The following is a 23,161-nucleotide window of genomic DNA, read 5'->3' on the forward strand; positions in this document are numbered from 1 at the left end:
AGAGGAACTCACCAAAGTTCTTAAGGGTGTTAGAGATGGCGCCTTGGCAGAGTGGCTATGCAGCGGATTGCAAATCCGTGGACCTCGGTTCGACTCCGGGAGGCGCCTCCATCTTGCGACACTAGCTCAGTTGGTAGAGCGCAACCTTGCCAAGGTTGAGGTCACGAGTTCGAACCTCGTGTGTCGCTCCAAGTTTTATTGGAATGATTGGCTTGCACGAGGAACCTCGTGACTGAATCCAGCCGAGTCGCTCCAAATTTAAGTTAACGATTTAAAATCGATAACTAGATGGTGTCTTACTTACTTCAGTAAACCCACACGAATTTAGATTTGTGTGCCCTGGTGGTGGAATTGGTAGACACAAGGGATTTAAAATCCCTCGGCGTTCGCGCTGTGCCGGTTCAAGTCCGGCCCGGGGCACCATCTAACCTTATTCGTTACGTATGTAACAAATGCGACACTAGCTCAGTTGGTAGAGCGCAACCTTGCCAAGGTTGAGGTCACGAGTTCGAACCTCGTGTGTCGCTCCAAATCTTAAAAGCCCTAATCGAAAGATTAGGGCTTTTTCGTATGTCCTGCGTTAATTCTGTCAATTACACAATTTATTAAAAACACCGAGTCTTAGTCACGTCTTCCTTATTGCAATAAGTGCAACTAAAGTACTAGATCAAGACTTGCTCCGCATGCTGAATGTTAGCGAGTGTAAATTGAAGCAAATCGCTTCAATTATTGACGATTTACCATACCATATATCAAGTTCATGATTCATATAGCGGTTATCAACTCATGGATACACTATGAATTTTCTCTTTGTGATCGTTTGCTTGATCGCATAGTGCTATGAACGCCGTTATCTACTTACATATCAATATTTGTCTTTGCGGTGTATTGCTTCATTCACCCTGAACTATGAATGAAACCGTGTCGGGATTGATAGCTATGATCACATTGCTTAAAAAACTCACAGTCAGTCAAACGCTATTTTGTACACACTTACTCATTGCTTCACTGGCTATCGGTGGTATGAGTGTCGCTCGATATGAGAGCGAGTGGCATCGACAAATTCATTTTTCTGCGACGCTAGCCAAGCAGGCGATTTATCCTCAAACCGAGCTATTCTCTTCAGCGATTGCAAGTGTCAGCTACGCAACCATGACATTGCCTACAACTATTCAAACGCTGGCTAATATGGACAATGTAATGTTTGTTGAAGTTGCCGGTCAATCGGATGTGGGACAAAAGCCGGTCTCGGTAAGATATGTACCCGCAACAGGAACAGTATGGCGCGCGGATTTGAAAAATACCGATTTGTATAAATCTTCCTCGCGTGTGAATAAATTAGAGTATCTGCTTAAACAACTCGATAGTGACGATACATTACAGTCTAGAAAACTGAACTATTTGTTAAATAAGGCTCGGGCAGAGAAGTCTCTGATTGAAAGTAGTGATCAGATAGCGGCGAAATTCGTTATGGATTGGCATCGACCAAGTCAACTCGAGAGGAACTATTTTCTCGATGCCGAGAATTATCTACTGCATATTGTTATGCCACTGAGAAATCAACATGGCGGCACAATTTGGGCAGTATTTGATGCGAAAGAGCTGAAAGATGTGCATGTTAATCTCGCCGTTACTATTTTACGTGAAGCTTCAATAGCCATTTTGCTGGCATTAGTGGTGGTGTTTTGGGCGGTGTTCTGGATTGCTAGACCTTTAAAAAAGCTTGCTTCAAATATGAATAGTGCCGTCAACTCATCAAGTTTGGATGGTTTTGAAGAGTTAGAACGCAATGATGAGATCGGGCAGTTGGCTCGTGCTTACAAAAGTTTGTTGCTTAAGAATGATCAACAGTTAAATTCGCTGCGAGCGAAGTCAGACACCGATACACTGACAGGCTTGGGTTCTCGTTATAAATACAGTAATGCGATTCTACCTTATCTACAACACCACTTAGCGGAGGGCAGAGTGGTGGGTTTAATGGTGTGTGATATCGATAATTTTAAAGCATACAATGATATTTACGGCCACATGCAAGGAGACAGAGCGTTGATTAAGGTCGCAAATCAGCTCGAGTCTAAGTTGACCAACGTCGATCTTGCTTTTCGCTATGGTGGCGAAGAATTTGTGGTAGTGTGCTGTCGCCGCAATCGTGAAGAACTGCTCCATGTTGGTGAGTTTTTGCGTCGCTCTGTTGAGGAAATGGATTTAGCACATCAGGGCAACTCGAATTACAGTGTGGTGACTGTTTCTATTGGCGGCTCGTTCGCTCATGTTAATCATTTACAATACGCCAGTGTGGATTTTGAGCGCCTTATTGAGTCGCTGTTTAATGCTGCGGACCAAAAAATGTACCAGTGTAAGAAGTCAGGCAGAAATTGCTCTGCCTGGACCGAAAAGCCAGTGCTGCTTAGCTAAAGTTGCTTTTCATTGGGCAGTAGTTGAAAGATTTTTCCGCTATCGGTTGAAAATAGAATGTTATCATCCGATGTGACGATTATAGCCCGAATTCTTTCCCCCAGATCTTCAAGAATGCGCTGCTCAACCATGACGTTTTGACCATTCAAACTGACGACATTGAGATGAGTGAGCTTTAGCGCGCCAATCAGTAGTTTGCCGTTAAGCTCGGCGTACTGTTTACCACGGTAGAGCACCATGCTACTAGGCGCAATTGATGGGATATAAACTTTACGTGGCGATTGAATGCCAGCTTTTTCCTGTGCTTCACCCACACTAATCGGTCCCCAATACTCTTTGCCGTGTGAGGTGATAGGCCAACCATAATTCTCTCCTTTTTGGATTAAGTTGATCTCGTCGCCCCCACGCGGACCATGTTCGACTGACCATAGGTTGTTACCAACGTTATCGTAAAACAATCCTTGCGGGTTTCGATGTCCATAACTCCAGATTGCGCTGGCAGCTTTACCGGCAGAAAGAAATGGATTCGAGGACGGGATACTACCGTTAGGCATTAACCGGATAATACTGCCGGCATGAGTTTGTAAATTTTGCCCGTTGCCGCGTTCACCTCGATCGCCGATCGAGACATAGATGTGTGAGTCGTCGAAGGTGATACGGCTGCCATAATGGCGACCTGAGGTTGAGCCAGAATAAGAGACAAAAATATCTTCAAGGTTGATCAGCTTGTTTTCGACTAATTGTCCTTTAGCTAATACCGTTTCGATGCCAGAAGAAACATCACGACTATAAGTAAAGTAATAATCGCCTGAGTTAAATGGCGAGCGTGCCACATCCAAGAGTCCGCCTTGACCTGTCGCCGCGACATTGGGGAAATTGCGTATTGGTAGATAGTGACCAGAGTGCCAATTGAGAATACCAACTCGACCATTACGCTCAGTCACTAAGATCCGTTTTTGATCAATCTCGCTCATCCCCCAAGGAACGTTGAGGCCATCAGTAATGAGATGAGTGTGCCATTCGCTGGCGTAGGAGGTATAGCTGGCTACGAGTACCGCTAAAGATAAAATCCATTTCATCTTACTTCCTTGTCTGAGTAACAACTTATCAATAGTTTAGCAAAACCATAACTTATCAAAACAGCAAATTATATTTATCGTAACGCTTGAATTGGTTGCATATCTAGCATAATATGACGAAGCGTCAAAAATGACGAAGTGTCATCAAATGAATTCGTTGATGGATTTTAAACGTGGTATAATCGGCAGCCAAGGGAGTAGTCAATACAGGCAATATCATCATGTTTGGTTTTCGTTGTGAGAAAAAAGAGCAGGGCGCCAAGCTTGGCTTAAGTAAGAAGCAACAATCTATTGCAGATCGTGAAGTTGAGTTAGTGCTATTAGCTAAGTCGTTAGTACAAGAACAAGGCTTTAGTAATTTAACCATGGATAAGCTGACAGCGTTGAGCGCTTATTCAAAAGGTACGATTTACAATCATTTTTGCAGCAAGGAAGATGTGATTATTGCGTTATGTATCCATACGCTCAAAGCCGAGGCGATGCTGTTTGCTCGCGCGCAACAATTTGCTGGAAACAGCAGAGAACAGGTGGTTGCGATGCATGTAAGTTATCGAATTTTTGCTCGTATGGAGCCCGTATTGTCTACTTGTGCCATTATGGCGAAGAGCCCTTGGGTACTTGAAAAAGCGTCACCTGAGCGCGTCAAGCAGATGAATGATCTGGAAGAGCAAGTGATTTCTTATGCTGATGGTTTGGTGCAGAATGCTGTTAAAGCGGGCGATTTAAGGTTTACCGCTGGGATTGGTTCTGATTCTATCGTGTTTGCTAACTGGTCGATAGCTTTTGGCTCAAACGCATTAGCTCAAAATGCATCTCAAAGCCATTGTATCAGTCGTTTACAAGATCCATTTACGGTACTCAACAACGCCAACATGTTGCTGGACGGTTTAAACTGGAAGCCGCTCTCTTCTGAGTGGGATTACCGGAAAACTTGGCAACGCGTCGAGCAAGAGCTGTTCAAAGAAGAAATTGAATATCTCCAGTCGGTTGGTCGCTAGTTGTTTTAAGCCCTTCGGGGCTTAAAAAATACCATTTAATGACGATTCGTCACTTTTGATTGGATTAGCCTGCTAAGGCTAGTCACACAATGAGTAAGTTGAGCGCTAAACCAGAGAAATCTGGTTTTTATTTCAACTTTTTTGACGAAACGTCACAAATGGAGAGTGTGATGAATAACAATCAGCCCGACCCCAGAAGGTGGCTTACTTTACCCACCCGTAAAACTTTGCAAGTCTTGCTCCTGTCCGCGACTCTGGTTGTACTGGCAACCTTAGGCGCGAAGAACCTCTACTTTGAGGGAGATTATGAAATCTTTTTTGATCAGGATAACCCTCAATTACAAGCATTTGACGAAATTCAAGCCACGTTTTCTAAATCTGACAGCGTCTCTATTGTCGTCGCGCCGAGTAATAATCAGGTTTTCAGTCGTGAAACATTAACGCTTATTCAAAAGATAACCGAAGACGCATGGCAGGTACCTTATTCAAGCCGTGTTGACTCACTGGCTAACTATCAACATACCGAAGCGATTGAAGATGACTTATTAGTCACAGATCTACTCAGTGAGGATATTGATCTCTCGGCGGAACGGATAGCTAAGGTAAAACAGATCGCTTTAAGTGAACCGGCGTTAATTGATTCAATGATAGCTTCTTCTGGCGCTGTCTCGGTGATTAACATCACGATTCAACTGCCGGAAATTGATAAGACTGCTGAGTCGATGGAGGTGAACGAATTTGTTGACCAGATGATGGACAAATATCGTCATCTCTATCCACAGGTTGAATTGCACAAAGTGGGCATTATTGCTCAAAACTATGCATTTATGTCCTCAGCCAAAGGGGACACTGCGACGTTGGTGCCAACCATGTTTGTTGTGATCTTATTCTTTTTGACTCTGATGTTGCGCTCATTGCTCAGCGTAATTGCCACTCTTGTCGTGATTGTCGCGTCAGTTTCATCGACGCTTGGTTTGACGGGGTGGGCAGGGATGTTTATTTCAACGGCAACAGTGAATATTCCGACCTTAATCATGACTCTCGCGGTGGCGGATTGTGTGCATGTGATAGCCACGCTACGCCAGCGAATGAAGCAAGGCTACAGCAAAGTGGATGCTATCAATTACAGTATTACGATTAACGCTATGCCAATTTTGGTCACTTCTGTAACCACCGCTATTGGTTTCTTGATGATGAATATGTCGGATTCTCCAGCGTTGAGAGATTTCGGTAACTTTGCTGCGTTAGGGGTAATGCTTGCCTGTGTGTTGTCGTTATCGCTGCTACCGGCGCTGTTGAAATTATTGCCAATTAAATTTGCTGTCGATAGCAACCCTGGTGAACAACCATCCAGTATGTTCGACAAATTGGCGGATTTTGTGATTGCTTATCGATCGCCATTACTGCCCGCGTCTATTGTTGTTATTTGTCTTGCGGCTGCGGCAATTCCACTCAATCGAGTTAACGACGAGCCAGTAAAATATTTCGATCAAAGCCATGAGTTTCGCCAAGCAGTGGATTTTATGGAGCAGAATATTAGTGGTATGACTAACATCAGTATCGCAATCAAGTCTGGTGAAGCACAGGGCATTGCTGCACCTGAGTTTATCTCTACCTTAGGCAATTTCAGCGAGTGGTTGCGTCAACAGCCGGAGGTCGATCATGTTGCGACGCTGTCAGATACCTATAAACGTTTGAACAAAAACATGCATAGTGATCAGCAAAGCTACTATCGCTTACCACAAGATCGTGAGTTAGCTGCGCAGTATCTCCTGTTGTATGAGATGTCATTACCATTTGGACTGGATCTCAATAATCAAATCAGCATAGATAAGTCTTCATCAAAGTTAGTCGTGACGACTAAGAATGTTGGTAGCGTTGAGTTGGTTGATTTAGAAAATCGCATCTATCAGTGGTTTGATGAACATGCGCCAAGCTATCAAGTTCTTGCTTCCAGCCCAAGCTTGATGTTCGCTCATATCGGCGAAACGAATATGCAAAGCATGTTGACTACTTTGCCCATTACCTTAGTTCTCGTTTCTGCGTTGATGATTTTTGCGCTGCGTTCCATGCGACTTGGTGTGATTAGCTTAGTGCCGAACATTGCGCCAGCAGTGATTGGTTTTGGGCTTTGGGCACTGATTTCCGGTGAGATCAACTTAGGGCTTTCCGTGGTGGTAACACTGACGTTGGGCATTGTGGTTGATGATGCTGTCCATTTCCTCTCTAAGTATCAACGCGCACGCAAGATGGGGCAAAGCGCAGAGCAGGCGGTACGCTACGCGTTTCAAACCGTTGGACGAGCACTTTGGATTACCACCATTGTGTTGGTCGCGGGCTTTTCAATCCTTGCGATGTCTAGCTTCAGACTCAATGCCGACATGGGCATGTTGAGTGCGATTGTTATCTTCCTCGCGCTAGTGGTCGACTTTATTTTCCTACCTGCGCTACTGATGAAATTTGATAAAGCGGAATACGCGCTCGACGAACAAACGTCATCCATATCGGGTTTGACCGCAAAAGAAAGTCACTAAATACAAGGAGTAAATGATGAATATGACAGCCACAAAATGGATAAAAGGCGTAGTGATTGCTTCTGTTGCTTTTGCTAGCGTCAGCCACTTGGCTTGGGCTGATGCAGCTCGAGGTCTTGAAATAGCACAGGAGCGCAAGCAGCGCGATCAAGGATGGGGAGATTCATTATCAACCATGGAAATGGTTCTCAAGGACTCTCAAGGTGCAAGCAGCACTCGTCTGATGCGTATTAAAAATCTCGAGGTTGACGGCGATGGCGATAAAGGTCTAACTATTTTTGACCAGCCGAGAGACGTCAAAGGAACGGCATTTTTAAACCATTCCCATATTTCTGAAGCCGATGACCAATGGCTCTATTTACCAGCATTAAAACGCGTTAAACGAATCTCTTCTCGTAATAAGTCAGGACCATTTATGGGCAGTGAGTTTTCTTATGAAGATTTGAGTTCGTTTGAACTTGAGAAATACAGCTTCAACTATGTAAATCGAGAGCAGCTAAACGGTGTTGAAACGTATATTTTAGAGCAAATTCCGACCGACAAAAACTCTGGTTACACCAAGCAAATTGCTTGGCTGGATAGTGAGCACTATCGACCAATGAAAGTGGAATTTTATGACCGACGAGGTGCTCTGCTGAAAACTTTAACGTTCAAAGATTATCAGCAGCATCTAAACAAATACTGGCGGGCTCATAAGATGGTGATGGTGAATCATCAATCAGGTAAAAGTACCGAGCTGATTACCAGTGGCATGGCATTTAAAACGGGTCTGACAGAGAAAGATTTTCAAAAGAATGTTCTTAAGCGCGTAAGGTAGGTGAGTGATGAGGTTAAGTCGTATCTCGAATTCATTAAGTAAAGCGGGTTTAGTTACATTGGGTGTGCTCTCTGCGCCGGTTACCGCAGTGGAACTAGGGGGGCAGATTAACCTAGAACACCGACAATTTATTGACCGCGGTTTGCAAGGGCAAGCAAAGGAGCAAAGTTCGATAGTCATTAACCCCGAACTTTACTGGTCGTTATTCAACAGTGACGCTAGTTTCACATTTTCCCCTTTCTATCGATACGATAGCCTCGATGCTAAGCGCAGTCATGGTGACATTAGAGAAGCTCTGTTTCTTAGTTATTGGGATGATTATGAAGTTCGCGTCGGGATCAGCAAGCTATTTTGGGGTGTGACGGAGTCAGCGCACTTAGTCGATGTGATCAACCAAACCGATAGCGTTGAGTCAGTGGATGGCGAGCAGAAACTCGGTCAAACTATGCTGCATCTCACCGCGATTAAGGATTGGGGCACCGTCGATGCGTTGTTGTTGCCCTATTTCAGAGAGCGGACTTTTGCCGGAGAAGATGGGCGACTGAGAGCACCGTTACTTATCAATGATGATGTTAACTACCAATCGTCTCGGCAAGAACAGCATATTGATTACGCTTTGCGTTACTCGGTAATGCTTGATGATTGGGACTTAGGGGTGAGCTACTTTCAAGGGACCAATCGAGACCCTTACTTCGATGTGACACCGACTGGTGAGGGGTTAGAATTGACCCCATTTTATGCTCAATCAAAACAGCTTGGCGTTGATGTGCAGGGTATTGTCGGTGATTGGTTGTGGAAGTTTGAGGGGATCTATCGCGATACCTTAGAAAACTACACGGGCTTTGTCGGCGGCTTTGAATACACCAGTGTGGGAGTGTTTGACTCGGTTTGGGATATTGGCTGGATTGCAGAATATCTATATGACAGTCGCGGTGAAAATGCTCAAACGATTGGACAAAACGATCTGTTTGTCGGCAGCCGCTTGGTCCTCAATGACGAAGCTGGCAGCGAAGTACTGTTTGGTGTCACTCAAGACCTTGATCATAGCGATGTCTATAATGCAAAAATTGAAGCATCCAGTCGTTTAAGTAATCATTTTAAATGGCGCGCCAATGCATGGTTATTTGAAAACCGGACTCCTTCAGACTTGCTCTATTTCGCTAGAAAGGATGACTTTATCGAGCTATCGCTAGAGTATTACTTCTGACCTAGTAGGTAATTGGTCAAAAATAAACTTAGGGAGCAGATCGAGCTCCCTTTTTTTACACAATATGAATGAGTTTTGTTAAAAAATGGCTAGAATATTGCAAAAAATATAAGTGCATTTGGGCATATACTGAAATTTTGAGGTTTGCTGATGAATTCTTTCCAATGGGACAGCTGCTATGAGACTGGCATCGACGAAGTCGACGAGCAGCATCAGTTCCTTGTTGATATTATCAACCGCTATGGTGCTTTAGTGGCTGAAAACACAATATCGATGGAGGATATTCGCACCATCTTGTTTGAACTTTATCAATACTCAGAATTTCACTTTCGTGAAGAAGAAGCGCTGATGCGCAAGAGTGGTATTTACTCGGCACATTTGGACAAGCATATCAAAATCCACCGCGCCAATTGGCTAAGATTGAACGTGGCATTGATCCTAGAGTCGCTTATGAAGAGGAAGAGCGCGGTTCAGATAGCAGTACTGAGCCGTTACTTGCTGCGTTAACCGGCTTGTTCGAGCAGGTTTCTGAACGCAATAAGGCACTACTTGAGTTAAACCAAAACCTCGAAGATATGGTTCAAGAGCGCACTAAACAGTTGGTCAAAGCCAACCATAAGTTAGAAGAGCTGTCGTTAACGGATTCGTTAACTCAGTTGCCTAATCGCCGCTGTGCAATGCGTCAACTTAAGCAATTGTGGGATATTGCATTAAGTAAGAATGAGCCTTTAGTGGCAATAATGATCGATGTCGATCATTTTAAAGAAGTCAATGATAGTGCCGGGCACGATGCCGGTGATTTAGTACTGCAAGAGATCGCCACTTTGCTTAAGCACCATTTCCGTAATGATGATGTGGTTTGTCGCTTGGGTGGCGATGAGTTTTTTGTTATCTGTCCGAATACCGACCAAGAGGGCGGCTTGCATGTTGCGCGCCAAGCGCAAGAATCAATATCAGAACTGCAACTCGATCTGGGGCGTGCGTACTGGCGCGGAAGTATCAGCGTTGGTGTCGCAGAGCGTCTAGAGTATATGGAAAGCTACCACGACTTAATCAAAGTTGCCGATAACGCCGTTTATTTGTCGAAAGCGGAAGGGCGTAACCGAGTGTCAGCTTGGCTGAGTGTCGAGTAAGTATAGTCGGGGAAAATTAGCTGGTGGCAATATGGGGTGCACCAGCTAACGATATTATAGTTGTTTGAGCATCCATACATCACAGCCACCATGAATCGTGCTTTCGATTGGCGCTGATAAATGCTGGAATCCCACTTTTTCATAAAGCGCGATTGCTGATTTCATTGAACTCAGTGTATCTAAATAACATTGACTGAAGCCTTGTTGCTTGGCAAATGCCAAACAGTCTAAAGTCAGTTGTTTGCCTAAGCCAAGTCCGCGACTTTGCGGTAAAAGAAACAGCTTTTTAAGCTCACATACTTCATTAGAGCCACTAAACGGTGCTAAACCACAGCCACCCACCACTTTTCCATCCAGAGTGGCGACTAAATATAAACTTTTGTTTTCCTCAGTGTAATAGTGGCTCATCGCCTCGACTTCGGCATCTGATGGTCCGAAACCTTCGCCAATGGCGCCAAATTCAGTGCCTACTGCTTTGATAATATTGCATATTTCTTCATTTTGTTCAGCCACGATGGGTTTGACTATTAACGACATTTTTACTTCCTTTGCACATGTCTATATCCCTTGATGTGGGTATAAAAATTCAAACAATCAATATTAGAGCCGAATTTTTACGCAAAGACAGTGAGAATAGTGATTTCAGATTGGATTTAGACTTGTCATTCGTTACTATGTACAGCTATTTAAAGACCCAAGATCCCAATTGGGACGCTTATGGATACTACCACTTATGTCACTCTGTTTGAGCTTTGCTTAAAAGAGGGCGTAGGTAGATGAGGAAACGATGCAACATCTAGAAGAGATCATTGCTAATGCGAGTGCAGCAATTGAAGCTGCACAATCGCTAGTCGCACTTGATGAAGTGCGTGTTCAGTATCTAGGTAAAAAAGGTGAGCTAACCACTCAACTTCAAAGCCTAGGTAAACTGCCACCTGAAGAACGCCGCGAAGCTGGTCAAGAGATCAACAAAGCAAAAGGCGTAGTACAGCAAGCAATCGCAGCTCGTAAAGATGCACTACAAAGTGCTGAACTAGAAGCGAAACTAGCAGCTGAAACAATCGACGTGACTCTACCAGGTCGTCGTATTGAGAACGGTGGTCTACACCCAGTAACTCGTACTGTTGAGCGTATCGAGAAGTTCTTTGGCGAGCTAGGCTTTAGCACTGAAGCTGGTCCAGAGATCGAAGATGCATTCCATAACTTCGACGCACTGAACATTGCTGCGGATCACCCAGCACGTACTGATCACGATACTTTCTTCTTTAACCCTGACTTGATGCTGCGTACTCACACATCTGGTGTTCAGATCCGTACGATGGAAAATGGTAAACCACCATTCCGTTTCATCGCACCGGGTCGTGTTTACCGTAACGATTACGACCAAACGCACACGCCAATGTTCCACCAAGTGGAAGGTCTTCTAGTTGATGAGAACGTGAATTTTGCACAGCTTAAAGGTGTGCTGCATGACTTCCTATGTAACTTCTTCGAAGAAGAAGTAGAAGTTCGTTTCCGTCCTTCATACTTCCCATTCACTGAGCCTTCAGCAGAAGTAGACGTGAAAGGTAAAAACGGCAAATGGCTAGAAGTACTAGGCTGCGGTATGGTTCACCCGAACGTACTACGTAGCGTAGGCATCGATCCTGAGAAATACTCTGGTTTTGCATTCGGTATGGGTATCGAGCGTCTAACTATGCTTCGTTACGGTGTAAACGACCTACGTTCGTTCTTCGAAAACGATCTTCGTTTCCTAAAACAGTTCAAGTAATCCAGAGGATCAATCACAATGAAATTCAGCGAATCATGGCTTCGTGAGTGGGTGAATCCTGCGATTACCACTGACGAACTAACGCACCAAATTACTATGGCTGGTCTAGAGGTTGATGACGTTCTTCCTGTAGCCGGTACTTTCAATGGCGTGAAAGTTGGTCACGTTGTTGAGTGTGGTCAACACCCAGATGCTGACAAACTACGTGTAACGAAAGTTGACGTTGGCGAAGAAGAACTTCTAGACATCGTGTGTGGCGCAGCAAACTGCCGTCAAGGTCTAAAAGTTGCAGTAGCAACAGTTGGTGCTGTTCTACCGGGTGATTTCAAAATCAAGAAAGCGAAACTACGTGGTCAGCCTTCTCACGGTATGCTTTGTTCATTCTCTGAACTAGGCATCGATGTTGAGTCAAACGGCATCATGGAACTAGCAGAAGACGCAGTGGTTGGTACAGACTTCCGCGAATTCCTAGCTCTAGACGACGTAACAGTAGACGTTGACCTAACGGCTAACCGTGCTGACTGTTTCAGCATTCGCGGTCTAGCGCGCGAAGTCGGCGTTCTAAACCGTGCTGACGTCACTGAGCCTTCAGTAGAAGCAGTAGCAGAAACTATTGCTGATACAGTTTCAATTGAAATCAAAGCAACAGACGCATGTCCACGTTACCTTGGTCGTGTGATCAAAAACGTAAACGTGCAAGCTGAAACGCCACTATGGATGCAAGAAAAACTGCGTCGTTGTGGTATGCGTTCAATTGACCCAGTAGTAGACGTAACTAACTACGTAATGCTAGAGCAAGGTCAACCAATGCACGCATTCGATCTAGCGAAGATCGAAGGTGGTATCGTTGTTCGTCTAGCTGAGCAAGGTGAGAAGCTAACACTGCTAGATGGCAGCGAAGCTGAGCTAAATGCAGATACTCTAGTGGTTGCTGACCACAACAAAGCACTAGCAATTGCTGGTATCTTTGGTGGTGAAGATTCAGGCGTAACGACTGAAACTAAAGACGTACTGCTTGAGTGTGCATTCTTTGCACCAGACCACATCCGTGGTCGTGCTCGTAGCTACGGTCTACACACTGATTCATCAATGCGTTTTGAGCGTGGTGTGGATTACGCACTGCAATTCAGCGCAGTTGAGCGTGCAACACAGCTTCTAATCGAAATCTGTGGTGGTGAAGTAGCACCAGTTGTAGCAGTAGAGTCAGAAGCTGACCTACCTAAGCCAAACCAAGTTGCACTTCGTCGCACTAAACTAGACAACCTACTAGGTCACCACATTGCTGATGCAGATGTGGTTGAGATCCTAGAGCGTCTAGGTATGACAGTTGAAGCAAACGCTGAAGGTTGGGTAGCTGTTGCACCAACATGGCGTTTCGACATCGCAATTGAGCAAGACTTGATTGAAGAAGTTGGTCGTATCTACGGTTACGATAACATTCCAAATCAACACCCAATTGCTGCACTGACTATGCACAACCACGTTGAAGCGGACCAACCGCTAAAACGCGTGCGTGATCTGCTCGTTGACCGTGGTTTCCACGAAGCAATTACTTACAGCTTCGTAGAGCCTGAGCAACAAAAACTGATCGTGCCAGACGTTGCACCACTTGTACTGCCGAACCCAATTTCAGCAGACATGTCAGCAATGCGCTTAGGTCTAATCCAAGGCTTGCTAAACACTGTGGTTCACAACCAAAAACGTCAGCAACCACGTGTTCGTCTATTCGAATACGGTCTACGTTTCATCCCATGTGAAGCAGCAGAAAACGGCATGCGTCAAGAGCCAATGCTAGCAGGTGTTATCGCGGGTACTCGCGGTGAAGAGCACTGGGATATGGCGACAGCGACGGTTGATTTCTTCGATCTTAAAGCAGATCTAGAAGCGGTACTTGAGCTATCAGCAAACGCACAAGCTTACTCTTTCGTTGCGCTGTCACCTGAAAGCAAAAAAGCTAACCCAGCACTACACCCAGGTCAATCTGCTGCTATCATGCTAGATGGTAAAGAGATCGGTGTGATTGGTACTGTACACCCAGAGCTAGAGCGCAAGTTCGGTCTAAATGGTCGTACAATCGTATTCGAAATCGAATGGGATGCAATCAACACTCGTGTGATCCCAGAAGCAGTAGCACTGTCTAAGTTCCCTGCAAACCGTCGTGATATCGCGGTAGTAGTAGACGAAGCAGTCGCGTCTGGCGACATCGTAAATGCTTGTCTAGAGCAAGGTGGTGAGTTCCTTAAAGACGCACGTCTATTCGACGTGTACGTAGGTAAAGGCGTAGAAGAAGGCAAGAAGAGCCTAGCTATCGCACTGACACTACAGTCTCTAGAGCGCACACTTGAAGATGCAGATATCGCAGGTGCGGTTGAAGCTATCGTTGCTCACGTATCTGACAAATTTGGCGCGACACTTCGCGACTAATCATCAGATAGACTGATACAAAAACCTGCCCAAGCGGCAGGTTTTTTTTCGACTGAATAAAGATAACTGACTATAGCTTAAAACGATTCGCCAGTTGCTCGAGTTGGCTTGACAGCGCATTGAGTGTTTCGCTACTGGAAGAAAGCTGTTCGGCTGCATCCGCGGTTTCATCGGTTAGACTACTGATTTCGTTGATGTTCATATTGATATCATTGACGACGGTCGATTGCTCCTCCGTCGCGGTTGCAACCAGTGTATTTTGATCATTGATCATTTCGATAAACGCGTTAATTTGCTGTAGCGATACCGCAACGTGTTCGGATTGCTCGACCACTATGGTACTTTGTTCGTGCCCACGCGACATTGATTCTACGGCATTGGCGGACTCTTGCTGTAGGCGGTTAATGACTCCTTGGATTTCCTCGGTTGATTCTGCCGAACGGCTGGCGAGATTACGTACTTCGTCAGCAACCACGGCGAAACCGCGTCCCTGTTCTCCGGCGCGAGCGGCTTCTATTGCTGCATTGAGTGCGAGCAAGTTGGTCTGCTCAGAAATACTGCGGATGGTTTCAAGTATCGAGCTGATGTCTTCCACTTGGACCGCAAGGGAGCTGACCACGGATTTTGCTCCGTTGATTTCGCTGGACAGGAATTCAATATTGCTTGTCGTTTCGGCAACTTTTCCTACGCTGGTGTTTGCTTGTTCAGTGGCTTCTCTGGCAACATTTGCCGCGTTTGCTGCATTCGAAGAAATCTCCCCAACAGTAGCGCCCAGCTCATTGACCGCGGTCGCGACTTGAGTGGTTCGATCACGCTGTGAGATACAAATTTGCTGAGTTTGGTGGGCTTGAGTCGCAAGCTTTTCTGCCGCTTGGGACATTTTATGGCTACTAGACGCAATTTCGGCAATAGAATCGCGCACGCGATCCATCAAGCTATTAAAGCTTCTACCAATGTCACTCAACTCATCGTTAGAAGAGACATCGAGGCGCACATCTAACGCCAAGTTTTTAGCCGCTAGGTTCATATTGGTTTTTAGCGAATCTACTTTCTTACGCATGCCACTAATTATCACATAAGCAATACTTGAAGAGAGGGCTAAGCCGATGACGATTGCGATTAATAATGTGTATTCACCCGCTAAGAAGGTCGCTTCACTTTGCTTGTGTTGCGCTTTGGCTTGCAGAAGCAAGTTGTCGAGAATGGTGGCAGATTGTTTGCGCAGAGCCCCGTAGCTTTTGGCATATTTTTCGCGATAAATATGGCTGGCTAATGGCATATTACCTTGCTCGAACGCATCAAGCATTGGCGCTAATTCTTGAGCGATCATTGTCTCCATCGCCACTTTTAACGCGGTCACTTCTTTGACCATTTCAGGGTTTTCTTGTGCAGCGACAGCGGCTTCTAATGACTGTACAAGTTGAGGTATGTCTTCTTCTCTGGTTTCTTTGACTCGAGTCATTACCCCTTTTTGGTCTTTAAGTTGATCAACTTGTTGCAGCAGCATCATATCAATACCGACTCGCATGCGAGGTATACGTGAAGAGACTTCAGCCATGGATCGCATTGGCTCAGCGGTATTTTGATAGATAGCCTCTGTCTGAGTTTGAATTTGACTCATTGAGTTAACACTCAAACCAGCGACGACGAGCAAGGCAAGGCTTGGGGCTAAAACAGCCAGAATTAACCGAGATTTGAGCGTCATATTATTAAGAAACATAGCGACATCCTGTTTGGGAAGCAAAAATAGTTGTTAGAAAAGGGTTCGATTGCTGTATTTGTAATCAACTATTTATAAGCAACTTAGATGTTTCAAAGTGTGACAGGATGACTATTATCGATTTAACAGTATGTTGTTTAGTCAAAATTGGGACGATAAACGCAAAAACCCCAAGTATAAACTTGGGGTTGTGTCAGAGAGGGATGACACCCGAATGGACAATCGCCGCCGATGAGGTGCGACTTTATGCGATGTATTGGTTAAGCGCGGCTTGGGTTGGTAGGGCGGTCATCGCGCCTTTTTGCGTTGTCGCTAATGCGCCACAGCCATTTGCCCAGCGCACTGCCTGGCGGATAACATCATCATTTGCCCACTGCAAATGTTGTGCAAGTTTTGCCAGTAAGCCGCCAACGAAAGCGTCGCCTGCTCCAGTAGTATCAACTGGTTTAACAGCTTGTCCTGAAATTAGCTCTTGCTTGCCATCAAAGATTACGAGTGCGCCTTTCGCGCCTTGAGTTACAAGCACAAGCGTATTGTTAAACTCGTTTAGCGCAGCTAAACCTTGTTCTAAAGAAGAGGTTTGAGTGAGATGCATCAGTTCATCGTCGGAAAACTTCACCACATCCGCTAAAGCGATCGCTTGGCGCACCACAGGGATAAGTTCTTCAGGATTTGCCCATACTTCTTCACGTAGGTTTGGATCGAAGCTAACAAAACCACCGGCTTGTTTAATTAAGCGCATTGCTTCCAGTGTTGTACTGCGACTTGGCTCATTCGCCAAAGCGATCGAGCATACGTGTAGCCATTCACCTTGAGCAAAACTTGGTACGTCTGCCAGTTCTAAGAATTGGTCTGCACTTGGTTTTACCATAAAGGTGAAGCTACGCTCGCCAGAGTCATCTAAGTCGACAATTACGGTGGATGTGCGATGAGCCTCATCAAGTAGCATAGCGTCGGTGTTTACCTTTTCATCGCTTAGTGTTTGTTTCATAAAGCGACCCAATGGATCTTGACCAACGCGACCAAAGAAAGCCGCATTACCACCAAGGCGAGCGATCGCTACTGCCACGTTAGCAGGTGCGCCACCAGGGCATTTTAGATAGGTGGATTCTGTATCCGGGATCAGGTCAACAACCGCGTCGCCAGTTAGCCATACTTTGCTCATAGTTTATACCTTAAATTGGTTAGGTTTCGCTTTGCTGATATAATTGCTAAAACGGTTTAGCAAATCAATAAACTTGTTTAGCCAGCGATGAAATTTGCTTAAAACTGTGATCAAAAGCGATCTTTAACGATCATGGAATCGTTTGGGAAAAACCGTAATCTGACTGACAGCGATGCGCTAAGCAGGTAGGATGAGCATCCACAGTGCGTAACCTTAATTACACTCATATGGACATAGAATGAGTCAGAAAAAACTGAAACTTGCTGATATTGCAGCGTTGGCTGGGGTATCTAAATCTACCGTGAGTTTTGTGCTAAACGGGCATGCAGAAAAGCATCGTATTAACCAAGCAACGGTCGAAAAAGTGCAGCGCATTGCCAAACAGCATCACTACACGCCAAGCGTTTACGCGCGCGCGCTTAAATCAAACAAAACCTATACCATTGGTTTGGTGATCCCTGATCTTGCCAATATGGGGTTTGCTAACACCGCCAAAGCGTTAGAAAAGTTGCTCAGAGAAAGTGGCTACCAGTTGTTGATTGCTTGTTCAAACGATGATCAAGAGTTGGAAAAGCAGGTTGTGAAAGGGTTGATTGAACGTCAGGTTGATTTGCTGTTGGTCGCATCTGCCTTACCGAGCGAAGAGTTTTATTACAGCGTTAAAAGCTCAACGCCGGTTATTTTCTTCGACCGTACATTTCACCGTAGCCAGTTTATCAATGTTAAAACGGATGCTTATACAGCAACTAAGCAGCTGGTGGCTCGCATGGTTCAAGGTGCTGATGAATGTATTTATATTGGTGGGCAATGGCTTTTATCACCAAGCCAAGAGCGTTTAGAAGGCTACCAAGCAGGGCTAGAGCAAGCTGGTGTCGCTTTTAGCGATACGAAGGTTTTTAGCCGAGATTACCAACCACAATCTGGTTATGACTTGATGGCAGAAGCTGTGGTGCAATTAGGTCGCCTGCCACAAGCGGTGTTTACCGCGTCTTACTCTTTGTTAGAAGGGGTGCTTCGCTATTTGTCCGAGCAGCAATTATTGAATGATGTGATTCGCTTAGGCACCTTTGATAATTATGCCATCCTAGATTGCTTACCGATTAAGATCGATTCAATCGAACAAGACAATGAAGCTATGGCGGAGGCGTTGTTTCGACTCTCTAATCAGTTGCTGGAAAATCCGCAGTACGAGCCAGAAACGGTTGAGCTTCGCGCCAACATTCATTTCAGACGCTAAACTTGGGAGACAATGCTCCCAAGTCTTAAACTATGATTAGCGGCAAACAGAGCGCGCCATCCGTGCGTAAGTATGGCGCACACCACGTATAGCAATGCTGTACTCGCGAATGTTTTCCGGTGCGGCAATACCAATCGCGCAGCCGGTGTCACCAATATGATGCAAGTCGGCACCTGCCATCTTACTCATGAGCGCAATTTGACGGATGGTTTCCACACTCGCTCCTTCTTGAGATGTACCAATCGCGGTCATTGCCATAATTCCCAGCTCATGGGCATAGTCTATTAGCTCGGCGACGTAATCTTGGCTGATGCCGGCAATCGTGCCGGGAGCAGGCAGCAATACGATGTCCACGCCATTATCGGCAAATTCTTTGACATCAGCTTTGGTGATGATTTTCTCGCTGCCAGAACGAAGGATACCGGCTGCATGCATTTTGCCGGCGATCAACACCATTTGTTTGCCGACGGCTTGTCTGATTGAGCGCAAGCTGTTGGAGATCGCTTCATTACTGACGCCATTGCCAGGGTTGCCTGTAATGGTGATAAATCGTGCGCCCATTTGATACAGTTTTTGTGCGTTTTCACCGGTAGCTAAACGCCCCGAAGAGACTTGCCAAAAATCTTGATGGCTAGGTTGATAATCCGGTGCAACTGCTTCTAAGTTAACCCCCACAGCGCGTCCGGTAAACCGAGCGAGTTCTTTGAGTAGATTGTCAGCTTCGATGTCAGTCGGCATGCCGTTAATTTCAGGCTGGTCAGCGTCAAATAGGTTAAGCAGTAGTAAATCAGCACTTTGGCTGGCAGCCAGTTCGGCATTACTTACTGAAACTAACATCGGTTGTAGCGCACCAATGGTTTCCGCCATTAAAATACGTCCTTCACTCATGCGTAGTGAATCGAGTAAGTCTTGCCCTTGTAACTGAGAAATTTCAGAAGCAGAACAATCTAAATAACGTTTTGTCATAGGACACCTTATAAAGCTTAACTTGGCGTTAAGCTCTAAGCGCCAAGTTCTAATTGCGACAGATGACCATCATGTTATCAAGAGTTGATTGGAAGAAATGATGTAAATACACCATTTTAGAAACAGCTAGCAGTGTTAGTTGGCGTAACTATTAATTTAATCAAAATGACGTGCTCTAAGGTTGTGCTACAGGCTGATATGTATCGCAACTTTGGCGAGTCGAGAGTACGGATCTTTGTTGCTTGAGCGATACCATTCCTTAGGCATTGCATCATGCAGAGCTGCCTCTTTTAGCTTTTGTTTCTCTTCTTTGCTGATGACTACGTAATGCAACAGGCTATCAAGGATGCGTTTTACGGTTTGTCGTGAGAGTTCTCCATCTCGTTCATAACGTTTGAATTCACCAACGATCGTTGCCAAGGGAACCAGAGGTTCAAGTTCAGCATGTTTGCTGCTGGTTACTTGGTCAGAACGGGGACAATGGTCACGAGCTTTCTGCCAATCCGGGCTGCCAGACTTCGACAGATAGTTTTGGCGCATGCAGAAATAACTAAATAAAAAACGCTCAAGCAAGTGCCAACGTTGGGCTTTTATCTCAAGCATTAAGTGTTCAAATTCAATATCAGTGTTGTTCATGGTTATATTTAATGAGTTGTACGATTCATTTTACCAAATTCTACATTTCACAATATAGCCTTAAAAACGGTGTGACTAAAATCTCAAAATGTACAAAAAGGTTCCGTCCTGCTTCAATTGTAAACAACTTCATAACATTCTGAAATTTATAAAATTAAAATTTATTTGTAAAAATCTGGCGCAGTTAAATATATAAATATCAATATATCATCATGATTATATTGCCCAAATTATATTATTTCGTACACGTCATAAATTAATTGTCGAATTGAAAAGTTCAAATCTTGTTGCTTAATTGTTTGTTGAGTTAATTGAAATTTAACGTGTGGAATAAAAATGAAGAAGAGCAAATTAGTTATTGCGCTTGGCTTGGCGAGTTCAGTTGCTCTCACTGGTTGCGACAGTAGTAGTTCATCTAGTGAAGGGGATGGAGGCTCGAGTCGCTATAAAGTAACGGCAATTGATGGTTATTTAGATGGCGCGTTGGTTTGGTTAGATAGAAACCGTAATTTTATCTTGGATGACAATGAGCCGAGGGCGACTTCCGGTAGTGATGGTGTTGCTAGCTTAGATGTAACGGGAATAGTGAATCCGGAGCAATATCCAGTCGTAGTGCGGGCGATTCCAGGGCAAACGACCGATTCTGACAATGGTGACGTAACGGAAGGTTTCACTATGTCAGCGCCTCCCGGTGAAGACAAAGTCACTCCTCTCTCTACCTTAGTTCATGTCTATATGGAGCAAGTAATTGATGAGAGCTCGAGTGATGAAGCGATAGAGTCAGCTAAGCAAAATGCGATACAAACGGTTGCAGACCAGCTGGGGCTCGATCAAGAGGATGTGTTAGGAGACTTCTTTATAAAAGGCGACCCTGATGCCGCTTATGCTGCAGAAAACATTGTCAAATCGAACGCACTGCCAGAAACACCAGAAGATTTGCAACGAGTATCTGAAGAAGAGAATGATGGACAATTTGTCGCCGTTGTTACGGTGGTAAACCACCAAGTGAAGCAAAAAATTGTAGAGGTAAAAGAGGCAACGCAAGATGGTGAGGAACCTGACTTTGACAGTGCGGAAAGTGTGGTTATTGATCTAAACGGCACGGATAGCGATTCAGATGGGGTGCCAGATACTTTGGATGATTTTGATGATGATGCGACTGAGTGGCTCGATTCAGACGGTGACGGAACTGGCGATAATGCTGACTTAAATGATGACACGGTGAATGGTGAAGATGATATCTACCCAGATACTGTCGATCAATATCCAACGGATCGAGCTAGAGCGGGCGATTTAGACAACGATGGAATCGACGAAATAGACGATGCGTATCCTAATGACACCGATAACGACGGTTATGACAATGACACCGATCTGTTTGTTAATGATCCAACCGAATGGGCAGACGAAGACAGTGACGGTTTGGGTGATAACGAGGACGATCCGTATCTAAATGATAGTGATAACGATGGCTATGACAATGAGACCGATCTGTTTGTCAACGACCCAACGGAATGGGCAGATGAGGATGATGATGGTTTAGGTGACAACGAAGATGATCCTTATCCGAATGATACTGACAACGACAGTTATGATAACGACAGCGATGCATTTGACGACGACCCTACCGAATGGGCTGATAACGACAATGATGGTATAGGGGATGTGGCTGATAACGACGATGACAACGACAGTATCAATGATGGCGATGATAATTGCCCTAATGTTGGTAACCCTACTCAAAGTGATGTCGACGGGAATGGGATTGGAGATGCTTGTGAGGTCTCAGAACTAGTATGGGATGAGAGCAATTGGAATCAGGCTAACTGGAAATAGACAGCCAGGTTTAACAAAGGATTAATAGGAAATAATTATGAACAACGTTAATAAGTATCTTTTGGCTGCGGGTATGAGTCAATTAGTCACCATTTCCGCATTCGCTGCAGTACCAAATACCTTTACGAGTGGCACACCAGCATTAGCCAGCGAAGTTAATGAAAATTTCACTGATCTCGACAGTCGATTGGCTGCAATTGAAGAGGTTTATGCAACGGTTGACCTCGATTGCGGCACAGATGCCGATGCACTAGTCGACGCTCTAGATAGCGATAGAAATGCGACAGTCAGAACAACCTACAATGTTACTGGTAATTGTAACGGCACATACATTACTCGCAGTGATGTGGTTATTGACGGCGATGGGAGTGCAACAATCTTGGGTAATTATAATGAATATGGTGAATCTCTATATATAGAGAAACAATCAAACGTTCGCCTGAGAGACATCAACTTACAAGGTACTTTAACCGTAACGAGTAATTCAACGGCTCGTTTAGAGGGCGTGACATTTGCGACGCCGGTGATTGAATCAAACGATGATGGTGGCGTTGATTACTTGCCAAACCTTGATATTCGATCGGCTTATCTGAGAATCCAATCGGGCTCGCTGGATAATGTTTCTCTCCATGCCAATAAGAACTCGGCGGTGGAAATTCGAAGCGATGTGACGGGTAACGCCTTTCAGGTCGTTGCTGATGGCAATTCTACCATTGTGACGAAATCTAACGCTGGTGTGGGATTGGTTGAAGCTATAGGGACAAGTTCTATTTTTGCAGCCGCTCTTAATGCCACCGAAGTGATTGCCGAAGGGGGCAGCTACATTGAGGTTGACAGTATCAACGCTAGTGGAAGAGGGGAGGCGTATGGTAACTCAAGAATTGCGGTTTGGGGCAATGCTAGTTTTGCCGAAGAATTTTATCTTAATGGTAATAGTTCTTTAGAAGTTGATGGTGATTTTTCCAGTGATACATTGGAGTGCCAATTTAATTCTACAATGAAGATCCAAGGTGATACGAGCATTGCGGGTACTTTCGATTGGGTTTCTAATGGCGAAGTGTTTGGGGTGAGTATTCAAAAAGGCTGCCATGCACAATTTGAAGGAACGACGCCAGCAGACAATAAAGTCAACATAGATAATTATTCATCCGCGATCAATGGTAGTTGGACTGAGTTGTATCAATAGTTTTAGAATCAGCAAGAGCTGGCATTGCCAGCTCTTT

16 protein-coding genes, 4 tRNA genes and 1 pseudogene are annotated in these 23,161 nt (G+C 44.9%); 15 read left to right on the forward strand and 6 right to left on the reverse strand.

From position 1 onward, the window contains the following. Nucleotides 1-37 precede the first annotated feature (37 nt). From GZN30_RS04170 to GZN30_RS04190, 5 genes are all read left to right on the forward strand, one after another. Nucleotides 38-111 (forward strand) — tRNA-Cys (locus GZN30_RS04170). Nucleotides 112-115: 4 nt separating this feature from the next. Next, nucleotides 116-191, forward strand: a tRNA-Gly gene (locus GZN30_RS04175). 145 nt (nucleotides 192-336) lie between these two features. After that, a tRNA-Leu gene (locus tag GZN30_RS04180) sits at nucleotides 337-423 on the forward strand. A gap of 31 nt (nucleotides 424-454) precedes the next feature. Continuing rightward, nucleotides 455-530: transfer RNA gene (locus GZN30_RS04185), tRNA-Gly, on the forward strand. A gap of 409 nt (nucleotides 531-939) precedes the next feature. Next, entirely contained in the window at nucleotides 940-2,415 is a 1,476-nt protein-coding gene (locus GZN30_RS04190; protein ID WP_075649917.1) for a diguanylate cyclase, read from the forward strand. Here GZN30_RS04190 and GZN30_RS04195 read toward each other — a convergent pair. After that, nucleotides 2,412-3,494 carry a PQQ-dependent sugar dehydrogenase gene (locus tag GZN30_RS04195; protein WP_075649916.1) on the reverse strand — a complete coding sequence of 361 codons (1,083 nt, stop codon included), beginning with the start codon at nucleotides 3,492-3,494 and terminating at the stop codon, nucleotides 2,412-2,414. The two genes, GZN30_RS04190 and GZN30_RS04195, sit on opposite strands and share 4 nt — an antisense overlap. A 221-nt stretch (nucleotides 3,495-3,715) precedes the next feature. On the opposite strand from GZN30_RS04195, the gene GZN30_RS04200 reads away from it, so the two are divergent. From GZN30_RS04200 to GZN30_RS04220, 5 genes and pseudogenes are all read left to right on the forward strand, one after another. Then, a complete protein-coding gene (locus GZN30_RS04200) occupies nucleotides 3,716-4,492 on the forward strand; it encodes a TetR/AcrR family transcriptional regulator (RefSeq protein WP_075649915.1) in 777 nt (258 codons plus the stop codon). Between the two features lie 170 nt (nucleotides 4,493-4,662). Then, on the forward strand, nucleotides 4,663-7,026 hold the full coding sequence (locus tag GZN30_RS04205; protein ID WP_075649995.1) for an efflux RND transporter permease subunit: 2,364 nt from the start codon (nucleotides 4,663-4,665) through the stop codon (nucleotides 7,024-7,026). 22 nt (nucleotides 7,027-7,048) lie between these two features. Then, the gene (locus GZN30_RS04210; RefSeq protein ID WP_083627182.1) at nucleotides 7,049-7,843 is read left to right on the forward strand and encodes an outer membrane lipoprotein-sorting protein; all 795 of its coding nucleotides are present in this window, start codon (nucleotides 7,049-7,051) and stop codon (nucleotides 7,841-7,843) included. Nucleotides 7,844-7,850: 7 nt separating this feature from the next. Continuing rightward, nucleotides 7,851-9,050 (forward strand): hypothetical protein, encoded by a 1,200-nt coding sequence (locus GZN30_RS04215; protein WP_075649913.1) that lies wholly within the window; start codon nucleotides 7,851-7,853, stop codon nucleotides 9,048-9,050. A gap of 150 nt (nucleotides 9,051-9,200) precedes the next feature. Beyond that, nucleotides 9,201-10,183: pseudogene (locus tag GZN30_RS04220) on the forward strand (diguanylate cyclase). Between the two features lie 54 nt (nucleotides 10,184-10,237). Here the strand turns inward: GZN30_RS04220 and GZN30_RS04225 are convergent. Further along, entirely contained in the window at nucleotides 10,238-10,720 is a 483-nt protein-coding gene (locus GZN30_RS04225) for a GNAT family N-acetyltransferase (RefSeq protein ID WP_075649912.1), read from the reverse strand. Between the two features lie 250 nt (nucleotides 10,721-10,970). Between GZN30_RS04225 and pheS the strand changes: the two genes are divergently transcribed. Continuing rightward, a complete protein-coding gene (gene pheS / locus GZN30_RS04230) occupies nucleotides 10,971-11,954 on the forward strand; it encodes a phenylalanine--tRNA ligase subunit alpha (RefSeq protein ID WP_075649911.1) in 984 nt (327 codons plus the stop codon). A gap of 18 nt (nucleotides 11,955-11,972) precedes the next feature. Then, the gene (gene pheT, locus GZN30_RS04235) at nucleotides 11,973-14,378 is read left to right on the forward strand and encodes a phenylalanine--tRNA ligase subunit beta (protein ID WP_075649910.1); all 2,406 of its coding nucleotides are present in this window, start codon (nucleotides 11,973-11,975) and stop codon (nucleotides 14,376-14,378) included. 70 nt (nucleotides 14,379-14,448) lie between these two features. Here pheT and GZN30_RS04240 read toward each other — a convergent pair whose 3' ends face one another. Then, nucleotides 14,449-16,098, reverse strand: coding sequence for a methyl-accepting chemotaxis protein (locus GZN30_RS04240; protein WP_075649909.1), 1,650 nt, complete (start codon nucleotides 16,096-16,098; stop codon nucleotides 14,449-14,451). Between the two features lie 244 nt (nucleotides 16,099-16,342). After that, entirely contained in the window at nucleotides 16,343-17,263 is a 921-nt protein-coding gene (locus GZN30_RS04245; RefSeq protein ID WP_075649908.1) for an aminoimidazole riboside kinase, read from the reverse strand. A gap of 238 nt (nucleotides 17,264-17,501) precedes the next feature. Between GZN30_RS04245 and GZN30_RS04250 the strand changes: the two genes are divergently transcribed. Further along, nucleotides 17,502-18,500 (forward strand): LacI family DNA-binding transcriptional regulator, encoded by a 999-nt coding sequence (locus GZN30_RS04250; protein WP_075649907.1) that lies wholly within the window; start codon nucleotides 17,502-17,504, stop codon nucleotides 18,498-18,500. 36 nt (nucleotides 18,501-18,536) lie between these two features. Here GZN30_RS04250 and GZN30_RS04255 read toward each other — a convergent pair whose 3' ends face one another. Both GZN30_RS04255 and GZN30_RS04260 read right to left on the reverse strand, forming a co-directional pair. Continuing rightward, nucleotides 18,537-19,466, reverse strand: coding sequence for a DUF7916 family protein (locus GZN30_RS04255; RefSeq protein ID WP_075649906.1), 930 nt, complete (start codon nucleotides 19,464-19,466; stop codon nucleotides 18,537-18,539). Nucleotides 19,467-19,652: 186 nt separating this feature from the next. Next, the gene (locus GZN30_RS04260; protein ID WP_075649905.1) at nucleotides 19,653-20,102 is read right to left on the reverse strand and encodes a hypothetical protein; all 450 of its coding nucleotides are present in this window, start codon (nucleotides 20,100-20,102) and stop codon (nucleotides 19,653-19,655) included. A gap of 336 nt (nucleotides 20,103-20,438) precedes the next feature. Between GZN30_RS04260 and GZN30_RS04265 the strand changes: the two genes are divergently transcribed. Together GZN30_RS04265 and GZN30_RS04270 are read left to right on the forward strand one after the other, a co-directional pair. After that, entirely contained in the window at nucleotides 20,439-21,938 is a 1,500-nt protein-coding gene (locus GZN30_RS04265) for a thrombospondin type 3 repeat-containing protein (RefSeq protein ID WP_075649904.1), read from the forward strand. Between the two features lie 37 nt (nucleotides 21,939-21,975). Next, the gene (locus GZN30_RS04270) at nucleotides 21,976-23,124 is read left to right on the forward strand and encodes a hypothetical protein (protein WP_075649903.1); all 1,149 of its coding nucleotides are present in this window, start codon (nucleotides 21,976-21,978) and stop codon (nucleotides 23,122-23,124) included. The last annotated feature ends 37 nt before the right edge of the window (nucleotides 23,125-23,161 follow it).

It is taken from the genome of Vibrio ponticus (assembly GCF_009938225.1).
Taxonomy (GTDB): Bacteria; Pseudomonadota; Gammaproteobacteria; order Enterobacterales; family Vibrionaceae; genus Vibrio; species Vibrio ponticus.